The following is a 13,160-nucleotide window of genomic DNA, read 5'->3' as shown; positions in this document are numbered from 1 at the left end:
ATGCCTGTCCTGCTTGAAATTATCAGTCCTGAAAAAATCCTGTTCAGCGCCGACGTGGATATGGCGGTTATCCCTGGTGAGGAGGGCGATATCGCCGCCATGCCGGAGCGTGCTCCTCTGATGATTTCATTGCGGGGCGGGGTTCTGCCCTATTATCAGGGCGAGAAAGTGGCCGGCACTTTCTTCATCGCGGGTGGTTTCGCGGATATGAATGCCGAGAAATGCACGGTTCTGGCTGATGATGCCTATTCCGTCAGTGACATTTCAACCCGCGACGCCTACACGGCGCTGGAGGGGCTGGAAGCCGCACTTGCCAATGTGACGGCTGAAAATGTCGTGGAGCAGGATCGCATCGCACGCCGTATCCAGATTGTTCGCGCTGAAATTGAGACGGCGGAAGAAAAATCCTCGACCTATTGACCGTCGCGAGGCGCAGGTCTCACGCGCCTCCAGACTGATCCCTTAAAAAACAGCCACGCGCGATCAGAACGCGCGCCAGTTCGGTGTCTGGAATTTGTAAGGCGTATGAAATTCTTCAATCCGCTCATTAAATTTGGCTTGATCATGAATTTCAATGGATTGCTTGGGACGGTTTCCATTTAAGCTGCGATAGGCAATCCGGTTAATCGCACGTGCATAAACGTCCGGGCCGGTTTTATAGGCAATAAACAGCCCCGGATGGAGATAACAGTTTCTGTAGATGGATAGGAGCGAGTCGGAGAGGACCTCATTATTCGGGCAGGTTCCGAAGAAGTCATTATGCACGACATGACCTCTCGTCAGCAGAAACGTCGCGCTTTTCGTCCGGGTCGCCATGAAATCGAGCGTCGCCTGCTTGCCCAATTTCAGGTCGGCATCGAGCCACCATCCGCCAAGCGCCTGCAATAGATGTAATCCCAGAAAATCCGCGGCTTCAGCTGGGTGGCGGGCATTCAGGAAGATAGCGCGCCTCAATACCATGATTATCATAGAGCCACTCCGTCGCCTCGGCGAAATCCATGATACGGACTTCGAAGCCACTCAGCTTGCGATGATAATCAAAGTTCTCCGCAATTTCCGGCGGCGGGTTTTTGTCCCAATACATAAAGATTCGGCGTGGAATGCGCGTTGATGGTGAATTGACATCTAATCGCACATCAAAAAGGCTTGGCTTTGCACGTAGGGCAAAGCCAAGCCAAAGCGTGTCAGCTTCCTCCCCTGTGTGAAATTCCTCGAAAGCATTGCCGATGGTTTTGAGCGCCTCAATCGCCGAGGCACCGTTCCACCCTTTCTGAACGCCTTCAATATATTGAGCGTAAGGTATACTCAGGCTGCGCATTTCCTGCAGCTCTTCCGGCGGCACAGATTGGCCAGATTTCAGCAAGGTCAGCAAGCGTACCTAAAGAAGGGCTCGCGCATTCGATATTGCGTCGGTGATTTAGAGTGTAAGTCATAGGCGCGACGATAGATAATGGAAGCTTCCACCACATTACCATTCATGTGCAGAATATTGGCGAGATGGAAGCAATAGTCAGTCGACTCAGCCCCATGCTCATGCAAATAGACTTTGGCCTGCGGGTCAAATTCAAGAGGCAGGGAAAAGCCCGCGGCTCCGCTTGTGGTGCGTCCGCGCGGTCCAGAATGGCGTCGCCGCCGCCAGGGCTTTCTTCACCCTGGACACCAGGCGCGTTGCATTGATCTGCCGGAAGCGCCCCATCGGACCCGTCTGACTGCTCGCTCATTCTAAAATTCACCCTCTCGAAACAGGTCCCTCAAATGGCCTGAGAATCATGAACATATGATTTTTGAAAAATTGCATCGCATTCGCCTGAAGCAAAATTTTGATGAAGTTGTCCAATATCTAAACGCGGGGTTAGACTATCCCATAGTTTAAAGCCCACTAACCTAAATTTTTTTTTTCACAGCGGTGAAATGACTGGCGAAACCTCAATTCCTTGATCAATTCATCGTTACTTTAGGCGGAACAGCGCGCGTACCGAGTCGACTTAACCGCGACCGCGATAAGATTTAACGTCTTGCGGAGGGAGCCACACATGGGACGGTGCCGGACCTGTCTGCCAGAAAACATCAATGGGAATACCGCCGCGCGGATACCAGTAAGCGCCGATCCGCAGCCATTTCGGCTTCAATCTTTCAACGAGACGCTGCGCAATCGTCAGAGAGCAATCTTCGTGAAAAGCCCCGTGATTGCGGAAGCTTTGCAGAAATAGCTTGAGGGACTTGCTTTCAACAATCAGCGCGTCAGGAATATAGTCAATCACAATATGCGCAAAGTCAGGCTGTCCGGTAATGGGGCAGAGCGATGTAAACTCAGGCGCGGTAAAACGAATGACGTAATCCTGACCACGGTGCGGGGCGGAGACCGCCTCGAGATGCGCCTCTTCCGGGCTCTGCGGTGTGGGCGTTTTCTGCCCGAGTTGCGTCAGCCCGTCAGGCCCGTTATCACGTTGAGTCACAAATTTTTTCCTCTCGACCCGAAGGAGCATCGTTTGCAAAGAAAGCGCCCGGCCCCCAAGTCGCGTTATCCGGTACCCGAATTGATCATTACGTATGCGGCGCTGGAAAAACTCTGCATGCGCCTTGCAAACGAGTCTTTCGTCACAATCGACGCCGAATTTATGCGGGAAAAGACTTATTAGCCAGAATTATGTCTTGTGCAACTCGCCGGTGCGGCGGATGTGGCCCTGATTGATGTCTGTGCCGAGGGGATGGATCTGGCACCGCTTGCCGCACTCCTTCAGGTAAAAGATTGCGTCAAGGTCTTCCACGCCGTCCGTCAGGATCTGGAGATTTTCCTGCATCTGTTCGGCGATTTGCCGACGCCGATTTACGACACGCAGGTCGCCGCAATGGTGGCTGGATACGGGGATCAGGTCGGTTACGACTCCTTGGTGCAGGTCCTGACAGGGCGAAGCATCGATAAGGCGCATCGATTCAGTGATTGATCCATCCGCCCTTTGACGCCGGCGCAACGGGATTACGCGGCTGCGGATGTCACCTACCTGCGTGAAGTGTATGAAGCTTTGCGGGATGAACTTGCCGCAGCCGGACGACAGGATTGGGCGCAGGCTGAGTTCGCCGTGTTGCAGGACCCCGCGACTTTTCAGTCTGACCCGGAAAAACAATGGGAGCGTCTGAAGCCCCGCACGCATAATCGGCGTATGCTGGGCCTTTTGCGGGAAGTCGCGGCCTGGCGGGAACGTGAGGCGCAGAAGCTGAATATCCCCCGCCAACGCGTTATCCGGGATGAAAGTCTGCTCGAGATCGCCGCGATCCGCCCCGCCGACGCGCAGGCTCTGGAACGTGTTCGCGGCGTGACGCGCGGGTTTGTGCAAAGTAAATCCGGTGAGGGGCTGCTTGCCGCGATAGATGAGGGGTGCGCACTGCCGGATGAGGCTTTACCGCGCCTTCCCAAACGTGTCCGGACGGCGCGCGGCCTTCCGCCGGTGTCGTCGCGCTCTTGCGGCTTTTATTGACCATCCAGTGTGAGGCGCACCGTATCTCGCCGCGTCTGGTCGCGAATAATGACGATATTGATCGCATCGCCCTGGGGGCGCGCGACGTTAAAGCGCTGTCGGGATGGCGTCACGAGGTGTTCGGGGCGGCGGCCCTCGCATTTCTCTCCGGCAGGCAGGCGATTTATATTAACGGGCAAAAAATCGCCTTCACGGAGCGCGGTGACCCCGTGTCACCTGAACCTCACGGCGGTCAACCGAAAAGCGCCACTTGACATCGCGGCAGGAAGTCTCATTTTGCGTAATCTCAACGAGATTTGAGTATAAACCGACAGTTGGTGTCGGAGGAGTTCTGGTCGTGGAATGGACGAATGAAACAATTGCGCGTCTGCAGGAGCTATGGCAGCAGGGGCTCTCCACCGCTGAAATCGGGCGTCAACTGAACATCACCAAAAACGCGGTTGTCGGGAAAGCGCACCGTCTGGGCCTGCCACTGCGTCCTTCGCCGATTCGTTCAGGGGGGCGGCCCACCAAATCTGCCACCGCATCCAAAGAAAAACCCGCGAGATCCACTGCAAAGGCGACACAGCCAAAAAAAGTGAGCGCGCCTGCTGAGACGCCAGCTTCCAGCAGAAAACCGGTGAAAGCCTCGCCTCCGACACTGAAATCCGTACCGGCCACGCCTGCGGCGCCGAAGCAATCCGCGTCAGTGAGCACAAGACCCGCCCCATCTGCGCCGAATGGGACGGCCTCCGCGCGAAGCGTCAAGGCGGCGCCGGCCAAGGCACCCTCCGCGCCCTCCGTTACCGCGAAGGCCCCTGCCGCGACACCTCCTAAAGTGAGCGCAACGGAGAAGGCGCTGACGGAAAAGGAGCTCAGGCCGCTTCTCAAGCCTCTCAATGTCGATAATGGCACCAAGCGCGGGCCATCCTGCTGCTGGCCCTTCGGTGATCCGGGAACGCCGGAATTCCGGTTTTGCGGTGCGAAGCCAGTCCCGGGCAAACCTTACTGCGCGGAACATTGCGCCGTCGCCTACGTCAAGTTACGCGACAGGCGTGACCATTCCGGAAATTAAGAGGCGCGTCGCGAGGGGATTGGTTACCCAACGGCAATATCACGGCATAAAAAGGGCAGGGCGCCAGGGGGTAGCGCGACCTGCCCTTTGTATTTTTCGGAGCGATCAGACGGCGGGTGATTTCTCACGATCCGCGACGGTGAACTCGGCCTTCTCAGCGCCGGGGCCTGCACTGTCAAGGATCATTTCCAGATGGCCGGAGATCTGACCGCCTTCTTCAACCTGAAGACGCTTGCAGCGGGTTTTGCCGATCAGTCGGCCGGTCGCGCGGACGGTCAGATTGCCCTTCACGGTCAGGGTGCCGTCAATTTCACCGGCCAGTTCCGCGTCTTCAACCTCGACTTCACCACGGAGGACGCCGCCCTGCGCGACGTAAAGCTCCTTCGCCTGGAGCATGTTGGCCTCAACTGTGCCTTCAACGACAAGTCTCTCAGCATCCTGCACAGTGCCCTGCACCGAAATGCCGCGACCAACAACAAGGGTGCGTCGCTCAGCCTTGTCACCTGATTGCTGCACGCCAAGCGTGCCGGGGATGGGGCGGGTCGTCGCATTTTGACCAGTGGGAGCGGCAAATGGGCTGCGGGACATGGATGAGGCTTCCTTCATAAGGGGTGGGGTAAAGGTGGATGGCTTATTCACAGGCGCGACACGGTCCTGCGGCGGGGGGGGTGGGCGCCTTGATTTCGGCTGCTCCAGTTTCCTTTTCGGGGGTCTCCTGTTTGTCCGTTGTTTCGGTCTTACGTTTTTTAAACATGCTCACCTCCTCAATATCGCATGTCGGGGTCGAAAAACCTCCACGAAGCGTCGGCAGTTTGACGGTTTAGTTTCGCGGCGCGGGCTACGTATATTGCAGGAGGGCGGCAGCGAACTCCCGAAATCATAATGTTAAAAAGTTGAGGCGGCTATGAGTTTCCTCATAACCACTCAAACTTTATTCATGACGGCGATGAAGGTCGGGTTAAGATCTGTCATTACTGGCATGATCCACAAAAATCTTTATGATGTCGTTACCATAATAAGGGAGGCGTCCCGGCTGCCCCTGTCATGTCATCGGAGTTCTCATGTCAAAAGCCGCCCTTGATCTGCTTTGTATCGGTAATGCCATCGTCGATATTCTCGCCCCTGTTTCTCCTGAGACATTGTCGCTTTTAGGTGCAACGCCGGGGGCGATGATGCTCGTCGATGCGGAAGAGGCGGCACATATTGAATCGATGATCACGCCGAAGGAAGTTATGGGCGGTGGCTCTGCGGCAAATACGGCCGTTGTGGCGCATCGCATCGGTGCACGTGTCGGTTATCTGGGGAAGGTCGCCGCCGATGCGGCGGGGCGCCAATATATTGCGGAATTGCGGGGCCAGGGAATCAGCTTCCCCTCGGAACCCATCGGAAATGCAGCCATGCCCACGGCGCGTTGCATCATCCTCGTCACGCCGGATGGGCAGAGGACAATGCATACTTATCTCGGCATCAGCACTTTATTCAATCGTGACGATCTCGATGAGGCATTCATCATCTCCGCATCCATTCTCTATATGGAGGGATATCTTTTTGATAAGGCCGAAGCGCAATCCGCTTTCCGGGAAGCGGCTTCCATGGCGCATAAAGCGGGGCGGAAGGTGGCGTTGACTCTCTCCGACTCTTTCTGCGTCGATCGGCATCGGGCAGCGTTTCTGGAGCTGATCCGTCATCATATCGATATTGTTTTTGCCAATGAGGCAGAGATATGCGCGCTTTATGAGACGCAGGATTTTGACGAAGCCATCCGTCATGTTGCGGATGACGCCATGTTGGCGGTGATCACCAGGTCGGAGCAGGGCGCCGTCATCATTGAAGGTAAAAATGTGACCACCATCCCGACCCATCCCGTCAAACTCGTGGATTCCACCGGGGCGGGCGATGCTTTTGCTGGCGGGTTCCTCGCTTTTTACACGCGCGGGCGTGATTTGATTGCTTGTGCGCAGGCAGGTCATGCGGCGGCGGCCTCCGTCATTGCTCGCATGGGGGCAAGACCGAATGCAGAGTTCGCGCTGGCCTGAAACGTGCGGGAGGCGGGAACGCGCTTTTACCCGGGCCGCTAGGTTGATGCCCACGGGGTCGGCCCCGGCCTGGCGCGTGAAAATTCCTCGCTTTTGCGGCTTTCATTTGCTTTCAAAGGCAAAATTGTGCAGAAGACAGGCACATTGTACTCGCAAGATGCGGGCGCGCCCTTATCATTTCCGCCTGACATCGGGCCGGATCATTTTCGGAATCACTTATGGACATTCGCAACATCGCGATCATCGCCCATGTTGACCATGGCAAGACGACACTCGTTGACCAGCTGCTGAAACAATCCGGTTCTTTCCGAGAAAATCAGCACGTTGCCGAGCGGGCTATGGACAGTAACGATCTGGAGCGTGAGCGCGGCATCACCATCCTTGCCAAATGCACATCTGTCGTCTGGCAGGATATACGCATCAACATCATCGACACGCCGGGCCACGCGGATTTCGGCGGTGAGGTTGAGCGCATTTTGAGCATGGTGGATGGCGCCATCATCCTTGTCGATGCAGCTGAAGGCGCGCTTCCGCAGACGAAGTTCGTGCTGGGCAAGGCTTTGGCCCGTGGCCTGCGTCCCATCGTTGTCGTCAATAAAATTGACCGCAGCGATGCGCGTCCCGATGAAGTGCATGAGGAAATCTTCGATCTGTTCGCGGCGCTTGGCGCGGATGAGCATCAGTTGGATTTCCCGATGCTTTATGCCTCCGGGCGGCAGGGCTGGGCGGATGACGTTATGGACGGCCCGCGCAAGGATCTTTCACCGCTTTTTGACCTTGTGCTGCGCCATGTCTCGTCTCCGGGTCTTGATAAGGAAGCGCCGTTTGGCATGGTCGCGACGATCCTTGAGAGCGATAACTTCCTCGGACGCATCCTGACAGGCCGGATTGAGCAGGGCCGCGCGCGGATGAATATGCCGGTCCGCGTGCTGCGTCCGGATGGTAAGGTGATCGAATCAGGTCGTCTGACAAAGCTCCTCTCCTTCCGCGGGTTGGAGCGCGTGCCAGTTGATGAGGCGGAAGCCGGTGACATCATTGCTGTGGCTGGATTGTCTGAGGCGACCATTCCCGATACGATCGCCGACCCCGCGCTGGAGAGCCCGCTTCCCTCCACACCGGTTGATCCGCCGACCCTCTCCATGACCTTCCGAATCAATGATGGCCCGCTTGGCGGTCGTGAAGGCAAGAAAGTCACGTCGCGTCAGATCCGTGACCGTCTCTTCGAGGAGACGGAAGGAAACGTCGCCATTAAAGTGACGGAAAGTCCGGAAAGTGAGGCGTTCGAAGTCGCCGGGCGCGGAGAGCTTCAGCTTGGCGTGCTGATCGAGACGATGCGGCGTGAAGGGTTCGAACTTACAATTGGCCGCCCACGCGTCCTTTACCGCACCAATGAGGAAACGGGTGAGCGGGAGGAACCTTTTGAGGAGGTTCTGGTGGATGTGGATGAGCCCTATTCCGGCGTCGTGGTTGAGAAGATGTCGCTGCGCAAAGGCGTCATGCAGGATATGCGGCCTTCCGGCGGTGGGAAACAACGCCTGACCTTCCTCATCCCTTCGCGCGGGTTGATCGGCTACCATGGTGAATTCCTGACCGATACGCGTGGCACGGGCATCATGAACCGCCTTTTTGCCGGTTATCGTCCACATGCAGGCAATATTGAAGGGCGCCGGAATGGCTCTTTGATTTCTGCCGAGGATGGTGCGACAACAGCTTACGCGCTTTTCTCACTTCAGGATCGTGGCACGCTGTTTGTTGAGGCAGGGGAGAAGATCTATCTGGGAATGGTCCTCGGTGAGCACTCCCGTGAGAACGATCTCGAAGTCAATGCTGTCCGGGAAAAGAAGCTGACGAACATCCGCGCAGCCGGCAAGGACGATGCACTGCTTTTGACCCCGCCGCGTCGCATGAGCCTTGAACAGGCGATCGCCTATATCGAGGATGATGAGCTTGTTGAGGTCACGCCTTCCGCCATACGTCTACGGAAGCGCTATCTTGACCCGCATGAGCGTAAAAGAATGGCGAAGTCAACATCGTCAAATTGAGGTATCGAGAAGTCTCGAACTGGAAAACCCCCGCTGAAAGGCGGGGGTTTTTTGTCTTTCTGTTAAAATTCCAGATGGTCATGTCCCGTTTGATCCACGGCTTACAGAGAAAGATGTTCAAATCGTGGCAAAACGGCTGCAAAACGATGACATGGGCGAGATTTAATATAATTTTGTAGCTTACGACTTATTTTCTTCCCTGCTAGCGTCACCTCACTCACCGGGCTCCGGTGCGTTGTCATGGCCGGTCATGTGACCGGACTCGTTTCAACAAGGAGGTCAACATGACCGTTTTTAATCGACGTTTTCTGACCATTATGTCGGCATGCGCCATGATGGGCGCGCCGGCTCTCGCTTTCGCGCAGGTCACCACCGATGCACCGGCCCAGCCGGCAGCCAGCATGTCGGCAGCCCCGGCATCCGCGGCGCCAGGCACGGACATCGCGGGTGAGCAAGGCGCGAAAAACGCGCCATCCTGTGAAAAAGACATGGGTAAGCACTGCAAGGCGATGGGCCACAAACACAAGAAATGTGGAAACCGCCATCGACACCATATGAAAAAAACGGCGCCGTCAGCCGCCCAGTAAAAGCTGCGAAACGCGATGCATAAGGACGGGGCCGCGCGGGCCCCGTTTTTTTTGTGAACTGTGCGGGTGAGGGTTGTGGCGAGATGGATGCCGGTTGAGGTCAGGCGCAGTCAAGGCATGAAAGTGGCGCGCGCCGCATGGTTGGGTCGCTGCGGCTTGTGGGTGATGAGGCGGTTGCGCTGAGGTGGGCCTTTATGCGCGCAAGACCCATTCAACGGATGGCCTCAATTTTCCGTCCTGCGCTCCCAGCGCTCCGGCTCACCTTGCAAGACGCTGGAGCTGTCGCACCCCCAATCGGCGCGATTAATGCTCTGCTCAAGCGACTTGATTCTCGCGTCCTGTAATTTGCGACGAATGGCGTGGAGGCGCGCGACGATTTCAGGGCGTTCGGCATAGCGATGTCATCGGTCAGTCGAAGGAGGAGCCTGTTGCCATAGGGCTGCATGTCGGGCTCATCCTTAAGGACGTCAATGACGGCGGGGTTGCCGAAATAGGTGATGGGGCCGATGATTGGGCCGTTCTCATTCGACACCGTTTCGCCTGACAGCGACTTACCTGTGCGGCAACTCCGATAAATGACGCTGGTGACAATCAGGAAGGAAATACAGGAAATAAATGATTGCGCGAAGAGTGAGGTGATTCGATCAATCGCCTCACTCTCGAGCCAAGCCGCATTCACTTCTCCGGCACCGTAAAAATCGCAGTCGAAAGCGAGCCCGCGCAGCGCACTGATGCCTTCACTGTAAGCTGGCGAGAGGATTGATAATGAGCAACGTTCTTTCGATTTTTTTACGCCGTAATCATCTATGTAGCTCAGATGGAATCCGATATTTGAATATGAATCTGGCAGGAGTTGGTGGGCACCCGGCCTACCTACATTACGAAATCCGTCTTTTCTGTAATCAGACTGCGCGAGTTGCGACATTTCCTCGAAAATTGGAAAAGTCTTCCTCAATCTTCAGATTGCCGTGTCGAGCGGTTGTTCCGCAAACGGAAAAGGGTGATGTCCACGGCGTCTCTTCGCATAGACACCTGAGAAATGCCTGATTCCATGCGATGCTTTCTCGAGCGGTCAGGATTTTGTCAACGCCTCCAGCTTGGATGAGAAGTGAATTATCCATCAGGGCATAATCCTCACACTAAAATTATTGTTGTCGAAATCGAAACGGGCCCCGTCGAGCACTTGCAAGATCCGATCGGCTACATCTTGATTTGGGACGATCCATTCGATTGCCGTTCCATCCGCCGCGTCGATTTGAGATCTGATCTGAGTCATCACGGAATCGCGACTGAACTTCATGCCCGGCAACGGTTAGTTACGATAATATTTCGCATCCTGCAAAACATCGCGCTCTAGAGTCATAGCCGTCAAATTTAACGTAGGTCCCATCCCCCTTCGGCACACGAACGCCATTCCTTGCGGTATGCCGGTGACGCGTTCCTGATAAGCGGCGGCTTCTTTGCCGAAACTCTCATTTGCTTTCTCAAAAGTCCCGGGCCCGCCGTCATTTTGGCCAAGCTTCGGGAATTTGTCGAGATTCTTATTATCATCATCGGGCGGGCCACTTCCATTATCCGAAGAGTCGGAGCCACCATTCCCCCTTCGGTGGTGCCGCCGAATGATCGTCCGGGATGGCGTTCGCCATAATGAGTAGGGTCTGGAGTTCCTCCTCCGTCGCTTCCGTGAGTTCCTTGAGATAAGGGAGGCGCTCATTAATCGGGAGGGAGGAGATGTGCGCGACAAGATCGTCTTCATCGGTCTGGAAGTAAGCGTCGAGATATTTCCGCAACGTCACAACGGAAGGTGACGGGTAATAAACGGTCGCGCCATCCTGGGTCGGTTCCCTTAGTGTGATTTTCGGCTGATGAGACGTATTGCTGGATATCGTATTCGAAATCAGCTCTACGCCCTCACGCACGATGAGTGAGACGAGATATTTAGCTATCGTGCCTGGATCCATCTTCCTAAGGAAGCCGTGGCGATATTTTCGAAAATAATTTCTTTATTTGCTGCTGCATACTGCAGCGTTTTGACGAATACCTCGCGCCCGACCGTGACGGTCTCGCGATACGTGTCACCAAGGCCCGCGACAGCGTCGTGATAAAGTTTGGACAGACGATTTGCTGTCTCGGGGGAATAGGCGAATTTGATCCTGACGTAATCGAGGCCCCACCCGCCTCCCAGGTCATACCGCGCTTGTTTGAGCTGCGCTTCTGTCGGCGCTGTGCCAACTTATCTCCTCACTGATAGACGTGATGACGCGCGTTGACTCGGCGTTTTGGGCCTCAATCGTGCGATAATCTTTGAGGGAGTAACCATTGCTGATCTGCTCGGCGGCCCAATCAATATCGGCTTGAGACGGGTCATGCGCATGAATGTTTTATAGGCGTTCGCATAACCCGCACGTGCGGAGGGACTGTTTGCCTCGTCCTTCCAATATTGCTGCCAGGATGCGCCATCGGCGATTTTCTGCGCGATGGCGTCAATTTCGGCAGAAGATGTGCCATGCATATATATCCGCTGGTAAGATCGTAGGATGCTTGCAAGCACATCGGCACTGCCCGCCTCCTCCAATCGATATTGCTGCCAGGATGTGTCCGTACCAATGCGCCTCGCGGCGTCATCAATGTCGGCGGCAGTTGCGTCGCGTCCGTGAATATCTTTAAAGAGTTTTGCGTAATTGCCGTGCGCATAGTCGCTATGCGCTTCATCCCAACGATATTGATCGAGAGACGTATCGGTACCGATCCGCTTTGCGGCAAAGTTCAGATCAGATTGGACCGGGTCTCGACCATGAACGGTTCTGAAAACCGCTTTATATTCCCGCCCGAGGGCCTCATCATTATGGGCCTCATCCCAGCGATATTGTTGAAGAAACGCGCCATGGATGATTTTCTGTGACGCGAAATCAACGTCCACCTGGGCCGCGTCATGTCCATGAACATCGCGGAAAACGCCGCGATAAATATTAAGGGCCGTATTAGTGTGCGACTGATCCCAGCGATATTGTTCTAACGTCCATCCATTGCCGACCTGCTGGGCGGCCCAATTCAGATCAACATCTGACGCGTTGCGACCAAAGACATCGCGGAAAATATTGCCGTAAGCGGCCATCGCATTGGGTGAATGCGCGTCGCTCCAGCGCACCTCTGCGGGGGAAGGGAGCCTGACGAGCGGGGGATAATAGCCCGGCATGACGGGGTTGATCGGCCCGATGCTGATATTCCATCCACCGTCACCGCCACCTGTTGTCCACCCTCCGCCCGGCGCCGCTTCCCAAATCGGTCCAAGGTTCATACCGTAAGAGGACAGCTTCAAGGCCGGGATTGCAGGTCAGACGCGTCATTGAGCGTGATCAACGTCGCGTGATCGGCGGCGGGTGCGTGTTCTGGCGCTGTGACGGGTTTTGTTACCGGCTGCATCAAAGCAGTGTCACCTGTCAGAAAGGTGAGCGCCGATGAGGCCGGTTTCAAAAGCGAGGCTGCGGGGCCGGCGGTCAGGGCGCTGCTCGCCAAGAATTCCGACGCTCCCCTGCCCGCACTGGCCAGAGATGACGTAATCGGATGACCGGACATTGGGGACTGCGCTGACGCAAGGTGAGTTGCGGCCAGCAGTGTTTCCGGGCCTGTCACGTTCCATAAATAATCCGCCGTCTGCTGACGTGCCGCGATGACGTCCAGCACGGGTGTGCCGCCCTTCGCGGCAGGCAGGACGTCATGCCGCACCCCGGCGTCAGGCGGATTAACTGGGGCGGATGTCGCGCGGAAATCCGTCACGGCCTGCGGGAGCGGCGAAGTAGTTGATGGCTCATCAAAATGGGGATGCGCGGACTGGAATGGGGGCGGCAGCAAATTATCCATGGGCATCCTGCTTCGTGAAATTGATTGTTAAATTATTTTGATCCCATGGCGACCATTTAAATCAATATAAAAATGGAATAGTTTTGTTAAAACGTGGAACGAAG

General features: G+C 55.8%; 13 protein-coding genes and 1 pseudogene. 6 read left to right on the top strand and 8 right to left on the bottom strand.

The features are described 5' to 3' along the window. Complete coding sequence (gene atpC, locus AAYR33_07470) at positions 1-420, top strand: ATP synthase F1 subunit epsilon (protein ID XAO70872.1); 420 nt, start codon at positions 1-3, stop codon at positions 418-420. A gap of 63 nt (positions 421-483) precedes the next feature. Here atpC and AAYR33_07465 read toward each other — a convergent pair whose 3' ends face one another. From AAYR33_07465 to queF, 3 genes are all read right to left on the bottom strand, one after another. Beyond that, positions 484-960 (bottom strand): hypothetical protein, encoded by a 477-nt coding sequence (locus tag AAYR33_07465; GenBank protein XAO70871.1) that lies wholly within the window; start codon positions 958-960, stop codon positions 484-486. Continuing rightward, positions 914-1,363: a hypothetical protein gene (locus AAYR33_07460; protein ID XAO70870.1), complete on the bottom strand. Its 450-nt coding sequence runs from the start codon at positions 1,361-1,363 to the stop codon at positions 914-916. The genes AAYR33_07465 and AAYR33_07460 overlap by 47 nt, the downstream gene beginning before the upstream one ends. A gap of 622 nt (positions 1,364-1,985) precedes the next feature. Continuing rightward, complete coding sequence (queF, locus tag AAYR33_07455; protein ID XAO70869.1) at positions 1,986-2,486, bottom strand: preQ(1) synthase; 501 nt, start codon at positions 2,484-2,486, stop codon at positions 1,986-1,988. Between the two features lie 51 nt (positions 2,487-2,537). Here queF and rnd point away from each other — a divergent pair. Together rnd and AAYR33_07445 are read left to right on the top strand one after the other, a co-directional pair. Continuing rightward, positions 2,538-3,730 (top strand): annotated as a pseudogene (rnd, locus tag AAYR33_07450) (ribonuclease D). Positions 3,731-3,813: 83 nt separating this feature from the next. After that, the gene (locus AAYR33_07445) at positions 3,814-4,530 is read left to right on the top strand and encodes a GcrA family cell cycle regulator (GenBank protein ID XAO70868.1); all 717 of its coding nucleotides are present in this window, start codon (positions 3,814-3,816) and stop codon (positions 4,528-4,530) included. A 105-nt stretch (positions 4,531-4,635) separates the two neighbouring features. Here AAYR33_07445 and AAYR33_07440 read toward each other — a convergent pair whose 3' ends face one another. Next, complete coding sequence (locus tag AAYR33_07440) at positions 4,636-5,169, bottom strand: polymer-forming cytoskeletal protein (GenBank protein XAO70867.1); 534 nt, start codon at positions 5,167-5,169, stop codon at positions 4,636-4,638. Between the two features lie 422 nt (positions 5,170-5,591). Between AAYR33_07440 and AAYR33_07435 the strand changes: the two genes are divergently transcribed. From AAYR33_07435 to AAYR33_07425, 3 genes are all read left to right on the top strand, one after another. Further along, positions 5,592-6,566, top strand: a complete 975-nt coding sequence (locus tag AAYR33_07435; protein ID XAO70866.1) for an adenosine kinase — start codon at positions 5,592-5,594, stop codon at positions 6,564-6,566. A 218-nt stretch (positions 6,567-6,784) separates the two neighbouring features. Beyond that, complete coding sequence (gene typA / locus AAYR33_07430; protein XAO70865.1) at positions 6,785-8,608, top strand: translational GTPase TypA; 1,824 nt, start codon at positions 6,785-6,787, stop codon at positions 8,606-8,608. Positions 8,609-8,892: 284 nt separating this feature from the next. After that, positions 8,893-9,195 (top strand): hypothetical protein, encoded by a 303-nt coding sequence (locus AAYR33_07425; GenBank protein ID XAO70864.1) that lies wholly within the window; start codon positions 8,893-8,895, stop codon positions 9,193-9,195. Positions 9,196-9,406: 211 nt separating this feature from the next. On the opposite strand, the gene AAYR33_07420 is transcribed toward AAYR33_07425, so the two are convergent. From AAYR33_07420 to AAYR33_07405, 4 genes are all read right to left on the bottom strand, one after another. Beyond that, positions 9,407-10,120 (bottom strand): hypothetical protein, encoded by a 714-nt coding sequence (locus AAYR33_07420; GenBank protein XAO70863.1) that lies wholly within the window; start codon positions 10,118-10,120, stop codon positions 9,407-9,409. Between the two features lie 646 nt (positions 10,121-10,766). Continuing rightward, complete coding sequence (locus AAYR33_07415; protein XAO70862.1) at positions 10,767-11,156, bottom strand: hypothetical protein; 390 nt, start codon at positions 11,154-11,156, stop codon at positions 10,767-10,769. 272 nt (positions 11,157-11,428) lie between these two features. Then, positions 11,429-12,514: a hypothetical protein gene (locus AAYR33_07410; GenBank protein XAO70861.1), complete on the bottom strand. Its 1,086-nt coding sequence runs from the start codon at positions 12,512-12,514 to the stop codon at positions 11,429-11,431. Next, positions 12,511-13,056, bottom strand: a complete 546-nt coding sequence (locus tag AAYR33_07405; protein XAO70860.1) for a hypothetical protein — start codon at positions 13,054-13,056, stop codon at positions 12,511-12,513. The genes AAYR33_07410 and AAYR33_07405 overlap by 4 nt, the downstream gene beginning before the upstream one ends. Positions 13,057-13,160: the final 104 nt, after the last annotated feature.

The sequence above is a fragment of the Acetobacteraceae bacterium genome, assembly GCA_039613835.1.
Taxonomy (GTDB): Bacteria; Pseudomonadota; Alphaproteobacteria; order Acetobacterales; family Acetobacteraceae; genus Sorlinia.
This window is presented reverse-complemented; position numbering and strand designations above follow the sequence as displayed.